Raw genomic sequence first — 16,393 nt, forward strand, 5'->3', positions numbered from 1 at the left:
ATGAGCACACGCGACACGATGGAGCTGAAGGAAGAAACCATCCGTGCCCATTACGAGGGGGCGCTGGGCTTGCTGACCGGCTTCGATCACGCGCCACGCATCGCCACGGCAACGGCGGCCCCGGCGGCGGAACCCGAACGCTCGCCCGGGATCGGGGCGCGGCCGCGTTTCCGGTCGACCGTGCCGGGGATGGCGGCGCGGCCCGTGGCCCGGCCCGGCGGCGTGCGGCTGGTCGAACGGATCGAGGCTTTGGGCGAGGGTCTGGTGACGCCGCCCGAGGCGCAGGCGCTTGCGGCGCTGCGGCGGGGTCTCGCCATTGCGCTGGCCATGGGGGAAACCTTTGCGCAAGGGTCCGCGCTGGCCGAGTTGAAACGTGCCAACCTTGAGGCCCGCCTGCCCGAACCGCGCCGGGCCGAGTTTACCGCGCTGCTGGCTGCCGAGGCGCTGGTGGTGTTGCATGCCTTCGCCAATGCCACGGCCTATCTGCTGGCGCCTGCGCTGGGCGAGGTGACGGTGGAACTGGGCACGGTCGAGGAGATCCTGACCGACAACGCACCGCTCGCGCTGCAAGGTGCGCTGTGGGAGCTGGATCAGGACATCGCCACCCATGGCACGGATGACCCACGCCTGATCGCCACCATCGCTGCCTTCTGCGAGGCGCTGATGACCCGCGTCGCCTCCCGCGTCGAGGGCGTGGCACCTGCCGCACTGTTTGCCGCTCAAAGCTGGCGGGTGGAGGCGGACGGGCTGACCCTTGCAGGCTTCAGCCCCGCCCGCGCCGCGAAGGGCACGGCACTGACCATGCAGTTCAGGAAACCGACCGAGGTGGTCGGCAACCATATCGCCAAATATCAGGCGATGCGGCTGGCCAAGATGCTGATGGCCTATGATTTCAGCCGGAAGCTCAACCCCTTCGCGGAACTGGGCGGCTTCATCTTCACCTTCATGGGCGATGGCAAACCGGGCACCGGCAAGACCACGCTTATTCAGATGATGGCGGGGCTGTTGAACGATTACTGCAAGGTCGCGGGCTACCCGTTCCGCTATCAGAACTTCTCGATAGACCAGATCGACAGCTATCAGGGCAAATCAGGGCAGAACGCCAAGGCCTTCATCACCAATGTCATCGACCCGGCGGTGATTGCCTTCGGCACCATCGACGACATCGACCAGATCGCGGGCAAGCGCGGCGACCGGCAGTCGAGCGCGGGCCAGCAGGAGGTGACGGCGGTGTTCATGGAGGCCTTCGCCGGCGCCAATACCGTGGTGCGCGGCAATTGCACCTTTGGCATGTTCTCGAACTATCCCGAAAACGTCGATGACGCGCTGCGTCAGCGGGCGGGTGCACGGTTTCTGGTGGATGGGCCGCAAAGCCGCGAGGATTACATCGACATCCTCGCGCTGCTGCTGGGCAAGAACCATGCGATTCCGCTGGGGGAGCATGACCTGTTTGCCGCGCAGGAGATCAAGCGCGCCGTGGCGGCGAGTTTCGAAAAACACGCCCGCCCGCAGGAGGACGGCCTGATCCGGGTGTTCGACAAGGTGGCGGCTGACATCGGGCCGCTGGACACGATCGCGAAGCTTGGCACCTACCTCAAGGCGATCCAGCAGGCCGATGACCGTTTCACCGGGCGGGCGATCAAGAACATCACCGACGCGGTGAAGGTGCGGGCAATGGATTTCGAACTGCCCGACGCTTGGATGGAAACCCCCGACCTGTTCCTGTTTCAGCCTTATGAGCGGAAGATGGAGATGATCCGAAGCCTGATGACGCCAATCACGGTGGAAATGGTGGTGCAGGAGATCAACCGCTACGCGGATTCGGAATTCCGCTATGCGGACAAATCGGACGAGGCTGCGATCAGCGCCATGGTCCGTGATTTCGGCCGGCAGGAAGAGGCGAAGCGGCGCTATCTGGAGGGGCGGGGATGAGCGTTTGGGGGCCCTGCCCCCGCGCCTGCGGAGCGCCCCGGGATATTTGGGAACAGATGAAAGGAGCGGGTTGCGGTGCGGCGGCTGATTGAAAAGGGCCTGATGTTCGGCAATCTGGTCGAGGTGTCCTCGCCTGCGCTGGTAGAACGCTATCGGCGGGCGCTGCGGCATCTGACGGGCAAGGACACGACGCTGACCGATTTTCACATCGACATTTCCGGCTATTCGCCGGAGATCGGCGATGAGCTGGGAGATGATCTTTATCTCAACCCCAATGGCTGCAACCGGCAGTTCATCCTGCTGACCACGGCGCAGAAAACGGCGCCGCTGCTGCATATCAGGTTTTCAACATCGCGCGGCATCCTGCAACAGTTCATCGAGGCGAACGAGGCGCAGTTGTTCGCGCTGACCGCGCGCGATGCGGTGGCCGGAGAGTTGGAGAACAGCGTTTACGAAGTGTCCACCCCGGCGCGGCTGTTCGACATGCGGCGGGTGACGGTGCAGGCCGACACCATCGGCGGCCATGTGCGCGATGCGGGCAAGCTTGCCGCGCTGGTGGATCGGTTCCGGCGCGAGCCGGAAGGCTGGCGCGACGATGTGCTGATCGCGCAGATGATCGAACTTGCCAAAAAGACTGGCGATGTGACGCGGGTTCCAATCTCGTTGCCCGCCATGAGCTTTGAACAGCCTGATTTCTGGACCGCGCATTTCGGCGGCCTGTATATCTTCCGCGAGCTGGCCTTTACGGGGGTAATCACACGCGCGCCGAAAGCGGGGCTCGGCGCCCTGCCAGTGGCGCCGGTGATGGATCTGGGGGACCGGAACGCGATTGCCGATTGGCTGGAGCGGAACAAGCTGGTCGAACCCATCGTGCAGGCGCGGGGCACGGATGTGGCGGCGATCCTGCGGCAGAAGATGGATTTCATTCTGGTCGATGCGGCAGACGCGCTGAACCTTGATCTGGGGCAGGCGACGCGGGCCGATCTGCGCAAGATCGCGCATCGGCTGGGTGCGGCGCTGCCGGCGGAGTTTCAGGGGTTGGGCGCGCTGCTGCGCTGGGTGGAAGGGGCGGGGGACTGGCCGCGGCTCACCTCGGAACATCCGGCCTATTTCTATACGTTGCGGGCAAGGCCGGGTCGCCTTCGCGATCTGGTGAACATGCTTCTGGCCGAGCTGGCGCCGTTGGACGTGCGGCAGCTTTACATCACCCACAAGGAACTGTTCTACGACAGCTACCGCAGCTGGAGCGACCGCAAGCGGCAATATGTGGCGGATTTTCTGGAGCGGGAGTATCTGGTGGACCGGCAGGGTGCCCGACGCGCGCTGTTCGGACCGGAGCCGGGGATGGATGAGTTGCAGCGCCCGGAAATGCGTGAGGGGCCGAAACCGGCGCCCGATCTGTTGCAACGTGTCGGGCCCTGGGGGGCGGTGAGGGGGAGGGGATGATCGGTATTCTGCGTGCCTGGCTTCTTGGCCTTGTCGTCCTGACGGCCTTCTACTGGCTGCTGAAGATCTACTTCCGGTCCACCCGGCGCGAGAGGCTGGAAAAGCAGTTCGAGGCCGAGGCGATGACGGGCGACCGCGATGCCTGGGTCGAAGCGCAGATGAAGGACTACGGGCGCAGCCTGAAGCTGAAGCTCGTCTGGCTGGTTTATATCCTGCCGATGATCGGCATGGCACTGGCCATCTATTTCGTGAATTACGACTGAAGGAGTGCCCTTGGCATGTGGAAATATATCAAATGGGGCTTCCGCATCACGGTGCTGATCATCGTGGCGGCCTTCCTGCACTACACTTTGCCGCAGCGGGATATCGTGCGGATCACCGGCACCTACAACCGGCTGACCGAGGTGGGGGCGAACTCGATCTTCTACGCCTCGCCCGACAGCGGCACGACCACCAATACGGTGGACCGGCGTGACATCCGTTTCATCGAGGCGGCCTATCCCGATGGTGGGCCGATGGTCTATCGCAACGAGGATACCGGCTGGATCTGGCCGCCCTATTTCAAATACGACAGCTCCAACCTTCAGGCCGAGGCGACCAATGCGATCTCGCCCAAGGACAAGCCGGAATGGGTGGCGGTCACGCATTACGGCTGGCGGCTGCCGATCTTCTCGATCTATCCCAATGCGGTGAAGATCAAGCCCGTCGCGGGGCCGGATGTGCGGCTGATCCCTTGGGTGAACATCGTGGTTCTGGTGCTGCTGGGTCTGCTGGTCCTGATGCTGTGGCGCATGTGGGCCCAGTTCAAGGAGCGGATGATCGAACCGGCAATGGATGATCTGAACAACACGCTGGATGCGGTGGATGCGCGGGCCGATGCGGCGCGGGACCGGGCGCGGGGCTTCTGGGGGCGGTTGTTCGGCAGGAAATGACGGTAGGGCCGGGGGCCTTGGCCCCCGGCGTCCTGCTCAGTCGCCGAGCTTGGCGTGAACCTCGTCCAGGTCAATCTCGCCAATCGGCATCTTGTTGCCCGGATTGTCGAAATCGTATTTGAACAGCTGGAAATCGCGCTTGTAGATTTCCCAGACCAGATGGCGCGACAGGTCATCGAAGTAGTCTTCCACCGGGTGCAACCGCTTGGGGCCATGCCCCTCGCTTTCGTTGAACTTCGGGATCTTCTTCAGGTTGACCTTTTTCTTGCTCTTGATGTTGTCCAGCACGACCTGCATGCCTTCATCGAATTTTTCGGTGAAGAAGATGTGGTCATACTGGCCGCCGTTGACGATGAAGGTCGAGATATGGCCCGACATCGCCGACCAGTGGATGTCCGGCTCCATCGGTTTGCGCCAGCGGATCGTATCGCGCGCGAACAGCAGGAAGCGGCGGAAGCTCGCGATCTGGTCGAACTCCTGTTTGCCATCGTCGCCACCGACCTCGATGCCGTATTTCTGGATCAGAAGCGGTACAAGGTTGCCGCGATAGCGTTTGCCATTGCGCTGGATGCCGCAGATCTTGTCGAAGAAGCTCGACAGGATGCGGGTATAGGGGTTGCGCACGCAGGTGAAGGCATAGCTCTTGTGCCCCTTCACATTCGCCTCGATCAGGGGTTGGCTGGCCTCCTGGCTCCATTTGTGGAGGCCCTTGGTCGAATCGTGGATGTCGCCGTCGAAGAACTTGCCATGGTCGGAATAGAACATGATCTGCCCGATGGACGAGCAGGCACACTTGGGCACGACCCGATACACCACACTTTCGCTTTCCGTCATCCAGGTTCCCGGGAACCCCATCGGCCACGCCTCCAAACACCTTTCGCCCCGCGGGGGCGGGGCTTCTGTCTTACTCGTCACAAAAAGCAAACAAACACTGTCTTTTCAATGACCAGTAAAGCATTTTATGGAAACAGTGACGAATAGCATCGGGGTCAGGTTTCCTGCATGGCAAAGATTGCCTATATTTTGTTGTGCCACAAGGACCCTGAAGGGATCATCGCTCAGGCGCAGCGCCTGACGGCGGCTGGTGACTATATCTCGATCCACTTCGATGCCCGCGCGAAGCGGGAGGATTTTGACCAGATCCGTTCCGCGCTGGCGAACAACCCCTCGGTGACCTTCGCGCGGAAGCGGCTCAAATGCGGCTGGGGGGAGTGGAGCCTGGTCGATGCCTCGTTGCAGGCAGTGCGCGCGGCGGTTGAGGATTTTCCGCGCGCGACACATTTCTACATGCTGTCGGGCGACTGCATGCCGATCAAGACCGCCGAATATGCCCATGATTTCCTGGATCGTGAAGAAGCCGACTACATCGAGAGCTTCGATTTCTTCTCTTCGGACTGGATCAAGACCGGCATCAAGGGCGAGCGGCTGATCTACCGCCACTGGTTCAACGAACGGACCCAGAAATGGCTGTTCTACACCTCGATGGGGCTACAGCAGAAATTCGGGCTGGAGCGGACGATCCCCGAGGATCTGACCATCCAGATCGGCAGCCAGTGGTGGTGCCTGCGCCGCCGCACGGTGGAATGGATTCTGGATTTCTGCCGCAAACGGAAGGATGTGATGCGATTCTTCCGCACCACCTGGATTCCCGATGAAACCTTCTTTCAGACGCTGGTGCGCCATCTGGTCCCGCACGAGGAAATCCGCACCCGGACGCTTACCTTCCTGATGTTCACTGACTACGGAATGCCGGTGAACTTCTACAACGATCAGTATGATCTTCTGATCGCGCAGGATTATCTGTTCGCCCGCAAGATCTCGGTCGATGCGCAGGAGCTGAAAGAGCGGCTGGGCAACCTGTACACCTCCGAAGGGGTGCATTTCCCGGTGTCGAACGAGGGGCGCAGCCTCTACAAGTTTCTGACTGGCCGAGGCCGGATCGGCCGTCGTTTCGCTCCGCGCTTCTGGGAGACCGAGGCGAGCCTTGGACGCGAACGCACGCTGCTGATTGTCACCTGCAAGAAATGGCACGTTGCCAAGCGGCTGGTGCAGCGCATCCGCGATGTTACCGGGCTGGCGGCGGTGGATTATGTGTTCAGCGAGGCATCGACCCCGTTGCCCGATCTGGGCGGGATCCAGTCTACTCTGGAAAAGCGCACGCGCCATCGCCGGGCGCTGGTGCGGATGCTGTTCGATTACTGGGATACCGACAAGCTGGTGCTGTGCATCGACCCCGCGAATGTGGAGCTGATGCAGGATTTCTACAATGACCGCTCTAACGTACGGCTGCTGGAAATCGAATGCGACTTTACCGACGACTATCTTCTGGGCCACGCCCGGCGGGTGGGGCTGGCAGGGGACAGGACGCCACAAGAGGTTCTGGACCGGCTGCTGCCGACCATCCGCTATGACGTGCGCTTTGAAAGCGACCGTATCCGCGACGCGGATTTCGAGAATTTCCATCGTATCCGGCAGGCTGCCACGGTAGAGGATAATGCCGGACCGCTGGCCGCCTTTCTGGGTGTGTCGCGCGGCAAGGCGCAAGAAATCGCAGAAACCCATTATCTGTTCGTGGACTGAAACCGATGCCCTACACCTATGACCCGCAGAACATCTTCGCCCGTATCCTGCGTGGCGAGATTCCCAACCGGACGGTGCTGGAAACCGCGCATACGCTGGCCTTCCACGACATCGCACCGCAGGCGCCGGTGCATGTGCTGGTGATCCCGAAAGGCGCCTATGTGACCTACGATCACTTTGCCCGCGACGCCTCGGATGCCGAGATCGCGGATTTCCACCGTACGGTGGCCAAGGTCTGTGCGCTGCTGGGCATTCAGCCGGGCGAGGGGGGCGAGGGGTTCCGCGCCATCACCAATGCCGGGGAGCATGGCGTGCAGGAAGTCCCGCATTTCCACCTGCATATCCTGGGGGGCCGCCCCATGGGGCGGATGGTGGCGCGCGCCGAGGGCTAATGCGCAGACTTCGGGTCGTTTCCGGGGCTGCCAGACGTCAGTCTGGCCAAAACCCCGGAGGAGACCCATGCCCATACACTTCACAGCCCTTGCCACCGAAACCGTGCGCCGCCTGCAAGCGGGCGGTGCAGATGCCAACCATATGGCGCCGGAGCGCCATATCGCGCAGGGCAGCGGCAACCCCTGCCGCCATTGCCTGAGCATGATCCCCGAAGGTGCGCCGATGCTGGTGCTGGCGCATCGGCCCTTCCCGGTCATGCAGCCCTATGCCGAATGCGGGCCGATCTTTCTGTGTGCGGAAGATTGCCGTCAGGGCGGCGGGGCGGATCTGCCCGCAATGCTGGCCTCGCCGGATTACATCATCCGGGGCTACGGCCATGACGACCGTATCGTCTATGGCACCGGCGCGGTGGTCCCGACCGATCGCCTGATCGCCGAGGCGGAGGCACGGCTGGATGATCCGCGCATCGCCTATCTGCATGTCCGGTCGGCCCGGAACAATTGCTACCAGTGCCGGATCGACCGGGCCTGAGCGGCAGGCCGCACGAGGTCAGACCAGTCGGCTGACCTCGACCGCCGCGCGCACGAAATCGGCGAACAGCGGATGCGGGGCGAAGGGCTTCGATTTCAGTTCCGGGTGGAACTGCACGCCGATGAACCACGGGTGGTCCTTCACCTCAACGATTTCCGGCAGACGGCCATCGGGCGACATACCCGAGAAGATCAGCCCACAGCTTTCCAGCTTGTCCTTGTAGCGGATATCCACCTCGTAGCGGTGGCGGTGGCGTTCCTCGATCTCGGTTGCGCCATAGACGCGGGCGACATTGGAGCCATCCTTGAGGCTGGCGTTATAGGCGCCAAGCCGCATGGTGCCGCCCTTGTCGTCACCGACCTTGCGTTCGACCTTGTGATTGCCCTGCACCCATTCCTTCAGGTGATAGACCACCGGAGTGAACCGCTTTGCGCCGGCCTCGTGGTCAAACTCCTCGGAACCTGCATCGGTCATCCCGGCCAGATTGCGCGCGGCCTCGATCACCGCCATCTGCATGCCAAGGCAGATGCCCAGATAGGGCAGGCCCTTTTCACGGGCATATTGCGCGGCGCGAATCTTGCCTTCGGTGCCGCGTTCGCCAAAGCCGCCGGGCACGAGGATGGCCTGGAAACGTTCCAGATGCGGGGCGGGGTCTTCGCGTTCGAAGATCTCGCTGTCGATCCATTCGGCTTTCACGCGGGTCCGGTTGGCCATGCCGCCGTGGGTCAGCGCCTCGGCAATGGATTTGTAGGCATCTTCCAACTGAGTGTATTTGCCGACGATGGCGATGCGCACCTCACCCTCGGCATGGGTCAGACGGTCCATCACATCTTCCCAGCGGGCAAGATTCGGGCGGGGCGCCGGGGCGATGCCGAAGGCATCCAGCACCGCCTGGTCCAGCCCCTCGCGATGATAGGCCAGCGGCGCCTCGTAGATCGTTTTCAGGTCATAGGCCGGGATCACCGCTTCGGGGCGCACATTGCAGAATAGCGCGATCTTGGCGCGCTCCTTTTCCGGGATCGGATGTTCGGAACGGCAGACCAGCACATCGGGGGCAAGACCGATGGATTGCAGTTCCTTCACGCTGTGCTGGGTCGGCTTGGTTTTCAATTCGCCGCTGGCCGCCAGATAGGGCAGCAGCGTCAGGTGCATCAGGATGCACTGGCCGCGCGGGCGTTCGTGGATGAACTGGCGGATCGCCTCGAAGAAGGGCAGGCCCTCGATGTCGCCCACGGTGCCGCCGATTTCACAGAGCATGAAATCAACCTCTTCCTCGCCGATGCGGAGGAAATCCTTGATCTCGTTGGTGACGTGGGGAATCACTTGGATCGTCTTGCCGAGGTAATCGCCCCGGCGTTCCTTCTCCAGCACATTGGAATAGATCCGGCCGGAGGAGATAGAATCGGTCTTGCGGGCCGAAACGCCGGTGAAGCGTTCGTAATGGCCAAGATCGAGGTCGGTTTCGGCGCCATCGTCGGTCACGAAGACCTCGCCATGTTCAAACGGCGACATGGTGCCCGGATCGACGTTCAGATAGGGATCGAGCTTGCGCAGCCGCACCGAATAGCCCCGCGCCTGCAACAGCGCCCCAAGCGCCGCAGAGGCAAGCCCCTTGCCGAGCGAGGACACCACACCGCCGGTGATGAAGATGTAACGTGCCATTGTGCGGGTCTCCCGTGAAACGCTCGAAAGGTAAGGCGATTCGCAACATCGGAATCGCAGCATCACGGGAGCCATGGCTTAGCCGGATTTTCGGCAAAGCGCAACAGGCCCGCTAGATGCTGTTTGCAGCCGCGGCGATATGCCTAGTATTAGTGACCGTCAGTTGTTCTGCGCGGGGGCTTCGACCGGCTGATCGGCGCGCGGCGGCGTAAGCGGCGCATCGGTGGTGCCGGGCGGCAGCAGATCGGTGCCAAGGGGCGAGGCAGGCTGTTGCTCAGCCGGGGCTTTTGCCGGGGCAGAGCCGCCGATCTGGTCGATAACCGAGCCACCGTCGGCCTGACGCGCTGCCATGATCGTCAGCGTGAGCGAGGTCACGATAAAAGCCGTCGCAAAGATCCAGGTCAGCTTCGTCAGGGCGTTGGCTGCGCCGCGGGCCGAAACGACCCCACCGCCACCGCCACCCATGCCAAGGCCGCCACCCTCCGACCGCTGCAACAGCACGACGCCGATGAGCAGGAGCGCGAGGATCAGATGGATGGTGAGGATGACGTTTTGCATGGTCCCGCCGTTTTCGGTGCTGACGCGCCTATCTAGGCGGAAGGGGCCAAGGGCGCAAGGGCACAGGTGCGCCGCAGGGGGCGGTGTTGTGCCGGTCAGGTGTGATTGTGCCGGGTTCGCCACCCCGAAGGCGTTCGGGATGGCGGTGTTGATTGAGTATTTGGACAAGAAGCAGGCGGCAGAGGCCGGGCGGGACGGCGAACGGCGCTCAGCTTTCTTCCTGCCAGCGGGTGAAGCTGTCTTGCAGGGCGGTATCAAGGGCGCGTCCCGCTGCGAAGGCGCTCAGATGTGCGGGCAGGGGTATGGTGTCGGGAAGGACGGGCGAGGGTTCGGGGTGGCCGATCACCGTCGTCACCGGGATCACCCCGGCCCAGACCGGCCAGATGCCATCCTCCTCGTCATCGCCGACATTGACGCCGCGCACTTTGGCGCTGGCTTCCTCTATCTCCATGCGGACGACGGAGGTGGCCTTGATTTCCTGTGTGGTCATCGGGCGCAATTCGGCATTGCGGCCGGGGAACAGGCGGTCTGTCACAGCGTAGAGGGCGCGTTCCTTTTCCGCCGCGTCGTCGACAAGGTGAGCTTTGCCAAAGACCATGGCGCAACGGAAGTTGGCAGAATGGTTGAAGGCCGAACGGGCCAGCACCAGCCCGTCCAGATGGGTGACGGTAACGCAGACCGGCAGTCCGGGGCCCTGGGCGCGCAGCATGCGGCTGGCGGAGGAGCCATGCCAGTAAAGCGTTTCCCCATCGCGCCAGTGGATCGTGGGCGTGCAATAGGGCAGGCCGTCGATCGTATAAGCGACATGAGCCAGCATAGCGCTGTCGAGGATCGCGTGGACGGTGGCCCGGTCATAGCTGCCGCGTTTGGGGTTGCGTTTGATGCGGCTGCGCGGGCCGGGGGTGTAGGGGGCGGTCATGGTCTACCTGTCGAAGCCGATTGTTTGCAGCAGATGTAAGGGGCAGAATTGGTTTGGCAGAGATCCAATCAGGGGAAAATTATGCAGACCAATAGGCCGGACTGGTCGGCGCTGATGCCCATTCTGCCAGAGCAGGGACCGAGGGCACGGGCGATATATGCGGCTCTTCGGCAGCGGATCGAGGAGGGTGCCCTGCCGTCGGGCACCAAACTGCCGCCCACGCGCGATCTGGCGGCGCGGCTGGGGGTGGCGCGCGGGGCGGTGGTGGCGGCGTTCGAGATGCTGGCGGCCGAGGGCTTCACCGAGGCAAAGGTCGGGTCTGGCACATTCGTGGCCGAGGCGGTGCCGTGCCTGGTGCCGGCGGGTCCGGCGCCGGTGCCTCCGGTCTTTGTGGCGCGCGACCTGCCGGGCGATCTGGGTCTGGGATTTCCCGATCCGCAAAGTCTTGACCGCCTGCGGGCCATCCTTGCGCGGGTTCTGGCGCGGCCACCGGCAGCGCTGTTCCATTATGGCGATCCGCAGGGCGATGCGACATTGCGGGCCGAGGTCGCCGCCTATCTGCGTGCGGCGCGGGGGTTGCGGCTGGACCCGGCGCAAGTGGTGATCACCACCGGGGCACAAGGGGCGCTGGATCTGGTGGCGCGGGCGGTGCTGGCGCCCGGTGATCCGGTCTGGATGGAAGATCCGGGTTATCCTTCGGCCAAGGCGGCGTTCGCGGCGCAACGGCTGGTGCCGGTGCCGGTGGATGACGAGGGGCTGGATGTCGCGGCGGGGCGGGTACTTTGTGCCGGGGCGCGGGCGGCCTATGTCACGCCCTCGCACCAGTTTCCGCTGGGGGTGGTTTTGACCATGCGGCGGCGTCTGGCGCTTCTGGACTGGGCGGCAGAGGCCGGTGCCTGGGTCGTCGAGGATGATTATGACAGCGAGTTCCGCTTTGCCGGGCCGCCCCTGGCCGCGATGCAGGGCATGGATGGGCGGGGCCGGGTGATCTATGTCGGCACCTTTTCGAAAGCGCTGATGCCGGGGCTGCGGCTGGGCTATATGGTTTTGCCCGAGCCACTGCTGGCGCCGGTGATTGCACTGCGCGGGCGGGCCGACCGGGCGCCTTCGGCACTGACGCAGGCGGCAATGGCCGAGTTTCTGGCTGCGGGCCATTTCGCGCAGCATCTGAAACGCGCGCGGCGACGGGTGCGGGCGGCGCGGGATGCGCTGGTATCCGAACTCGCGGCGGCAGGGCATCGGGTCCGCATCCCCGAGCAGGGCCTGCATCTGGTCGTGGCGCTGTCCGATACCGCCGACGATCTGCGACTGGCGGGCCTGGCCCGGGCCGCAGGGCTTGGCGCGCGGTCGCTTTCTGCGATGTCGATGCAGCCCGGCGGTCGCAAGGGGCTGGTCATCGGCTTTTCCGGCCACGAGCCCGAAACGCTGGCGGCGGCAGTGCGGCGCGGTCTGGCGGCGGCTGGTCTGACCTGAGGTGCAGCGGGCATTTTCCGCTGTCATCGCGCGCGCGGCCTCTATATACCGGCGCCGGTTTCACACCTCCGAAGGAGTCTGGACATGGCCAATGTCGTCGTCGTCGGTGCCCAATGGGGCGACGAGGGAAAAGGCAAGATCGTTGACTGGCTGAGCGAGCGCGCCGATGTGATCGCGCGGTTTCAGGGCGGCCACAACGCGGGCCATACGCTCGTCATCGACGGCAAGGTCTACAAGCTGAATGCGCTGCCTTCGGGTGTGGTGCGCGGCGGCAAGCTGTCGGTCATTGGCAATGGCGTGGTGCTGGACCCCTGGCATCTGGTGTCAGAGATCGCCAAGATCCGCGAGCAGGGCGTGACCATCACCCCCGAGACGCTGATGATCGCGGAAAACACCCCGCTCATCATGCCCTATCATGGCGAACTGGACCGCGCGCGAGAGGCGCAGGTCGCGGTCGGCAAAATCGGCACCACCGGGCGTGGGATCGGGCCGTGTTATGAGGACAAGGTGGGGCGGCGGGTGATCCGTGTCGCCGATCTGGCCGATCAGGCGACGCTGGAACTGCGCGTCGACCGGGCGCTGGTGCATCACAATGCGCTGCGCGCCGGTCTGGGGCTGGAGCCGGTGGACCGTGACGCGCTGATCGCCGCGCTGAACGCCATCGCGGGCGAGATCCTGCAATATGCCGCGCCGGTCTGGAAAGTGATGAACGAGCTGCGCCGCGCGGGCAAACGTATCCTGTTCGAAGGCGCGCAGGGTTCGTTGCTGGACATCGACTTTGGCACCTATCCCTATGTCACCTCGTCGAACGTGATCGCGGGGCAGGCGGCGACAGGTGTGGGCCTCGGGCCGAACGCCATCGACTTCGTTCTGGGCATCGTGAAAGCCTATACGACCCGCGTCGGCGAAGGCCCGTTCCCGACCGAGCTGCATGATGCCGATGGCGAACGTCTGGGGACGCGGGGCCATGAGTTCGGTACGGTGACCGGGCGCAAGCGCCGCTGTGGCTGGTTCGATGCGGCGCTGGTGCGGCAGACCTGCGCGATTTCCGGCATCAACGGCATCGCGCTGACCAAGCTGGACGTGCTGGACGGGTTCGAGACGATCAAGATCTGCACCGGCTACATGCTGGACGGGCAGGCGCTGGATTATCTGCCGACCGCCGCCGATCAGCAGGCGCGCTGCACCCCGGTTTATGAGGAAATCGAGGGCTGGAGCGAATCGACCGAAGGCGCGCGCAGCTGGGCCGATCTGCCGGGCGCCGCGATCAAATACGTTCGCCGTGTCGAAGAGCTGATCGGTTGCCCGGTGGCGATGCTGTCGACCAGCCCGGAACGGGACGACACCATTCTCGTCACCGATCCTTTCGAGGATTGATCCCGTGGCAATGGGCTATCGCGTCCGCAAGCGCCTTGCGCTGGTGATCCTTCTGGTCGGTCTGCCGTTTTATATTGGCGCGGTCTGGGGGATCATGGGGGCACTGGACCGGCCGCCGATCTGGGTGGAGTTCCTGGTCTATGTCGGGCTCGGCTTCCTGTGGATGCTGCCATTCAGGTTCATCTTCAGGGGGATCGGCCGGGCTGACCCGGATGCGCCCCCGGCACAGGACGACTGAAAAGGGAAAGGCGGAAGGGAAACCTTCCGCCTTTCGCCTGTCCGGGGAGGGTGGCAGCCCGTCGGACCCGGAAAAGGGGGTGAGCCTTTGGCTCAACCCACCAGTTTGCGGGCCTCGGCCAGATAGTGCGAATCTTCTGCCAGTGCATACTGGCCCCGGCGGACCTTCACGATACGGCCGGTGCGCAGCAGCGTCCCGAAGCTGCGCAGGCTGTCCTCGCGCAGGCTCGATTCGGAGTCCGAGAGGCTGGCGACCTGCCGCATGATCTGTGGCCGGGTGAATTGCGGGCGGCCCTCGACACAGGCGGCATAGGCGGCGGCGGCCTCCAGCAGCGCCCCCAGGTCCTGCGCACCAAGGCGTTCTGCAAATTCCGCGAAGCCACGGGTGTCGGCGAAGAGGTTGTCCTCGTTCTCCAGCTCGTCATCTTCTTCTTCGGCCAGGGCGGCGGAACCCGCGATGCGGCGCGGACGGATCGGGCCAACCTCGGCCGGGCGCGGCGCAGGTTCGGTCACCGGCGCGCGGTCGATGCGCTGTTCCGAAACCAGAACCAGCGGGCTGGGCCGGGTCGCGTTCGGGGCGGACGGACGTACGATGCGGGACAGATCCTCGCGATAGGGATCTTGCCGTTCGGTATCGTTCACCGGCTTGGCAGCCCCGGCGCGGCGCTCGGCCACGGTGGCGGCCACGGCGGCCTTGAGATGGGCGATGGCCGACAGGCGACGGCGATTCTCCGCCCCCTGCATCTGGTTGTTCGTCTCGGCAATCAGCCGTGACATAGCAGCCTCGCCTTCGGGTTCGCCGTCCGCCAGCGCGTTGCGGCGCGGGGCAATCGCCGGACGTACCGGCCGGACGGGGCGAATGGCGGTAGGTTCATGCGGCACGGGGGCGCTCGGCGGCGGCAGATCGGGCGTTTCTGCGCCGAGCTCCGCTTCGACTTCGCCAAGTTCTCGCAGCAGATCGGCTTCGGCCTCGGGCGACAGCGGGGCGTCCTCCTCGGCGGGCCGGGTGGTGGCTTCCATCACCTCTTCGGCATCGTCGGCGGGTTGCGGCGTCGTGCGGCGGATGCGGATGACACGGGCACGGGCGCGCTGGATACGTTCCGAAGCGGTGCCGCCGGTTTCATCTTCTTGCAGTTCGGCCGCTTCAGGGGCGGTCGCAGCCTCGGCAGGTTCTGTCTGGGCTTCCGGCTCCGGCGCGGCGTCCGGCGTGATCTCCTCCTCGTCCTCCGACAGGAAATCATCGTCATCCAGGCTGTCAGCCAGATTCGCTGCCGGGGCGGTGGCAGGTGCGTTCAGCTTTGCCAGCAGATCATCAAGATCATCGCCGTCATCCGCTTCGTCATCGCTGTCACGGGCCATCTCGGGCTCTGCCAGGATCTCGGCTTCTGCCTCGACTTGCAGGGCGGCGAGGATGTCTTCGGACTGCTCGTCAGAAACTTCGGAGTCTTGCGCAGCAGCGGCGTCTTCGTCGACATGCGTATCGAGACCCGCCAGATTGGCCAGCAGTGCATCTTCGGCGCCGAAATCGGCTTCGGGTTCGGGCGAGGTGAAATCTTCGCTGTCATCCACGACCGGCTCAGCCACCGATTCGGCCACATCTTCGATTTCGGCGGGCTCGGGCAGGGCGAGATCGGCCATGTCGGGGTCAGACAGGGCCAGAGCATCTTCTTCCACAACGTCGTCGACAGGCAATTCCGCAACCGGAGTCGCCGGCACATCCTCTGCGGCCTCATTCTCGAAATATTCGGCAGCAGCGGGCGCGGCCGTCACCACGGCAGCGGCAGGCACCTTGGCTTCGGCCACGGCGCGGCGGATGCGCGAAAGCTTGGCGGCAACGCTTTCCGATTGCGGCGCGGGCTCAGGTTCTGCCGCTCTCGGGGCAGGAGGCGTCTCCTTGGCGGCAACCTGAGGCGCCGACGCGGCAGGTGCGGAGGCAACGGGTGCGCTGATCGCGGCCTTGGCCGGGATATCGGAATCGCCTGCCCGCAGGATCACGCCGTTTTCCTGGATCTTTGCCTCGACCCGGCGCTGGATCTCGCGTTCGGCAATCCGGTGCAGCATCGCCGCATCGGGGGTTGGCGGTTCGGCGCCGAAATAGCGGTCTTCGGCGGCGAGATCACGGAAATACTCGGCAATCGCCTTCATCGTGTTGAAGGGGTCGTCGAATCCCTCCAGCGTGCAGGAAAACGTGCCATAGGACACCGTAAGAATTTTACTTGCTCCGACCATCGGATGCTCGCCTTCTACTAACCTATGACCCCAATTTACCTTCCGGCCGCTCAATTCCGTGGACAGACCGGGGTAATTTGAAGGATTGATTATGGCCCGTGGCGCCGGTGCCTGCCTTATTTCG

Annotated in this window: 15 protein-coding genes; 10 read left to right on the plus strand and 5 right to left on the minus strand. The window is 64.0% G+C overall.

Annotation, left to right across the window (positions count from 1 at the left end; genetic code table 11):
* The 4 genes from C8N34_RS07380 to C8N34_RS07395 all read left to right on the plus strand — a co-directional run bounded on the left by C8N34_RS07380 (position 1) and on the right by C8N34_RS07395 (position 4,310).
* On the plus strand, positions 1–1,932 hold the full coding sequence (locus tag C8N34_RS07380; protein WP_108128379.1) for an AAA family ATPase: 1,932 nt from the start codon (positions 1–3) through the stop codon (positions 1,930–1,932).
* Positions 1,933–2,007: 75 nt separating this feature from the next.
* The gene (locus tag C8N34_RS07385; protein ID WP_108128380.1) at positions 2,008–3,378 is read left to right on the plus strand and encodes a DUF6638 family protein; all 1,371 of its coding nucleotides are present in this window, start codon (positions 2,008–2,010) and stop codon (positions 3,376–3,378) included.
* Positions 3,375–3,641 (plus strand): hypothetical protein, encoded by a 267-nt coding sequence (locus C8N34_RS07390; protein WP_054303097.1) that lies wholly within the window; start codon positions 3,375–3,377, stop codon positions 3,639–3,641. Before C8N34_RS07385 ends, C8N34_RS07390 begins: the two co-directional genes overlap by 4 nt.
* Positions 3,642–3,656: 15 nt before the next feature.
* Positions 3,657–4,310 carry a DUF1523 family protein gene (locus tag C8N34_RS07395; RefSeq protein ID WP_108128381.1) on the plus strand — a complete coding sequence of 218 codons (654 nt, stop codon included), beginning with the start codon at positions 3,657–3,659 and terminating at the stop codon, positions 4,308–4,310.
* A gap of 36 nt (positions 4,311–4,346) precedes the next feature.
* Here C8N34_RS07395 and C8N34_RS07400 read toward each other — a convergent pair whose 3' ends face one another.
* A complete protein-coding gene (locus tag C8N34_RS07400; protein WP_054303096.1) occupies positions 4,347–5,165 on the minus strand; it encodes a sulfotransferase family protein in 819 nt (272 codons plus the stop codon).
* A gap of 147 nt (positions 5,166–5,312) precedes the next feature.
* Here C8N34_RS07400 and C8N34_RS07405 point away from each other — a divergent pair, with 147 nt between their 5' ends.
* From C8N34_RS07405 to C8N34_RS07415, 3 genes are all read left to right on the plus strand, one after another.
* Positions 5,313–6,890, plus strand: a complete 1,578-nt coding sequence (locus tag C8N34_RS07405) for a DUF5928 domain-containing protein (protein WP_054303095.1) — start codon at positions 5,313–5,315, stop codon at positions 6,888–6,890.
* Between the two features lie 5 nt (positions 6,891–6,895).
* Complete coding sequence (locus tag C8N34_RS07410; protein WP_054303094.1) at positions 6,896–7,282, plus strand: HIT domain-containing protein; 387 nt, start codon at positions 6,896–6,898, stop codon at positions 7,280–7,282.
* Between the two features lie 67 nt (positions 7,283–7,349).
* On the plus strand, positions 7,350–7,814 hold the full coding sequence (locus C8N34_RS07415) for a DUF1203 domain-containing protein (protein ID WP_108128382.1): 465 nt from the start codon (positions 7,350–7,352) through the stop codon (positions 7,812–7,814).
* Positions 7,815–7,832: 18 nt separating this feature from the next.
* On the opposite strand, the gene C8N34_RS07420 is transcribed toward C8N34_RS07415, so the two are convergent.
* The 3 genes from C8N34_RS07420 to C8N34_RS07430 all read right to left on the minus strand — a co-directional run bounded on the left by C8N34_RS07420 (position 7,833) and on the right by C8N34_RS07430 (position 10,953).
* Complete coding sequence (locus C8N34_RS07420) at positions 7,833–9,476, minus strand: CTP synthase (protein ID WP_108128383.1); 1,644 nt, start codon at positions 9,474–9,476, stop codon at positions 7,833–7,835.
* 159 nt (positions 9,477–9,635) lie between these two features.
* Positions 9,636–10,034 carry a preprotein translocase subunit SecG gene (secG, locus tag C8N34_RS07425; protein ID WP_054303091.1) on the minus strand — a complete coding sequence of 133 codons (399 nt, stop codon included), beginning with the start codon at positions 10,032–10,034 and terminating at the stop codon, positions 9,636–9,638.
* 208 nt (positions 10,035–10,242) lie between these two features.
* A complete protein-coding gene (locus tag C8N34_RS07430) occupies positions 10,243–10,953 on the minus strand; it encodes a pyridoxamine 5'-phosphate oxidase family protein (RefSeq protein ID WP_054303090.1) in 711 nt (236 codons plus the stop codon).
* A gap of 81 nt (positions 10,954–11,034) precedes the next feature.
* On the opposite strand from C8N34_RS07430, the gene pdxR reads away from it, so the two are divergent.
* The 3 genes from pdxR (at position 11,035) to C8N34_RS07445 (ending at position 14,041) form a co-directional block, all read left to right on the plus strand.
* Positions 11,035–12,426, plus strand: a complete 1,392-nt coding sequence (pdxR, locus tag C8N34_RS07435; RefSeq protein ID WP_108128384.1) for a MocR-like pyridoxine biosynthesis transcription factor PdxR — start codon at positions 11,035–11,037, stop codon at positions 12,424–12,426.
* 84 nt (positions 12,427–12,510) lie between these two features.
* Positions 12,511–13,803, plus strand: coding sequence for an adenylosuccinate synthase (locus C8N34_RS07440; protein ID WP_054303088.1), 1,293 nt, complete (start codon positions 12,511–12,513; stop codon positions 13,801–13,803).
* A gap of 10 nt (positions 13,804–13,813) precedes the next feature.
* Positions 13,814–14,041, plus strand: a complete 228-nt coding sequence (locus C8N34_RS07445) for a DUF2842 domain-containing protein (protein ID WP_338419730.1) — start codon at positions 13,814–13,816, stop codon at positions 14,039–14,041.
* 92 nt (positions 14,042–14,133) lie between these two features.
* On the opposite strand, the gene C8N34_RS07450 is transcribed toward C8N34_RS07445, so the two are convergent.
* The gene (locus C8N34_RS07450) at positions 14,134–16,269 is read right to left on the minus strand and encodes a hypothetical protein (protein ID WP_108128386.1); all 2,136 of its coding nucleotides are present in this window, start codon (positions 16,267–16,269) and stop codon (positions 14,134–14,136) included.
* Between the last annotated feature and the right edge of the window lie 124 nt (positions 16,270–16,393).

The organism is Gemmobacter caeni (genome assembly GCF_003054195.1).
GTDB lineage: Bacteria > Pseudomonadota > Alphaproteobacteria > Rhodobacterales > Rhodobacteraceae > Gemmobacter > Gemmobacter caeni.

Excerpts from the sequence above, each read along its gene's own strand:
- C8N34_RS07380 (WP_108128379.1), top strand. The coding sequence starts at position 1 with ATGAGCACACGCGACACGATGGAGCTGAAGGAAGAAACCATCCGTGCC.
- C8N34_RS07410 (WP_054303094.1), top strand. The coding sequence starts at position 6,896 with ATGCCCTACACCTATGACCCGCAGAACATCTTCGCCCGTATCCTGCGT.
- C8N34_RS07415 (WP_108128382.1), top strand. The coding sequence starts at position 7,350 with ATGCCCATACACTTCACAGCCCTTGCCACCGAAACCGTGCGCCGCCTG.
- C8N34_RS07445 (WP_338419730.1), top strand. The coding sequence starts at position 13,814 with ATGGGCTATCGCGTCCGCAAGCGCCTTGCGCTGGTGATCCTTCTGGTC.
- C8N34_RS07450 (WP_108128386.1), bottom strand. The coding sequence starts at position 16,269 with ATGGTCGGAGCAAGTAAAATTCTTACGGTGTCCTATGGCACGTTTTCC.
- C8N34_RS07400 (WP_054303096.1), bottom strand. The coding sequence starts at position 5,165 with ATGGGGTTCCCGGGAACCTGGATGACGGAAAGCGAAAGTGTGGTGTAT.
- pdxR (WP_108128384.1), top strand. The coding sequence starts at position 11,035 with ATGCAGACCAATAGGCCGGACTGGTCGGCGCTGATGCCCATTCTGCCA.
- C8N34_RS07420 (WP_108128383.1), bottom strand. The coding sequence starts at position 9,476 with ATGGCACGTTACATCTTCATCACCGGCGGTGTGGTGTCCTCGCTCGGC.
- C8N34_RS07440 (WP_054303088.1), top strand. The coding sequence starts at position 12,511 with ATGGCCAATGTCGTCGTCGTCGGTGCCCAATGGGGCGACGAGGGAAAA.
- C8N34_RS07430 (WP_054303090.1), bottom strand. The coding sequence starts at position 10,953 with ATGACCGCCCCCTACACCCCCGGCCCGCGCAGCCGCATCAAACGCAAC.
- C8N34_RS07405 (WP_054303095.1), top strand. The coding sequence starts at position 5,313 with ATGGCAAAGATTGCCTATATTTTGTTGTGCCACAAGGACCCTGAAGGG.
- C8N34_RS07390 (WP_054303097.1), top strand. The coding sequence starts at position 3,375 with ATGATCGGTATTCTGCGTGCCTGGCTTCTTGGCCTTGTCGTCCTGACG.
- C8N34_RS07395 (WP_108128381.1), top strand. The coding sequence starts at position 3,657 with ATGTGGAAATATATCAAATGGGGCTTCCGCATCACGGTGCTGATCATC.
- secG (WP_054303091.1), bottom strand. The coding sequence starts at position 10,034 with ATGCAAAACGTCATCCTCACCATCCATCTGATCCTCGCGCTCCTGCTC.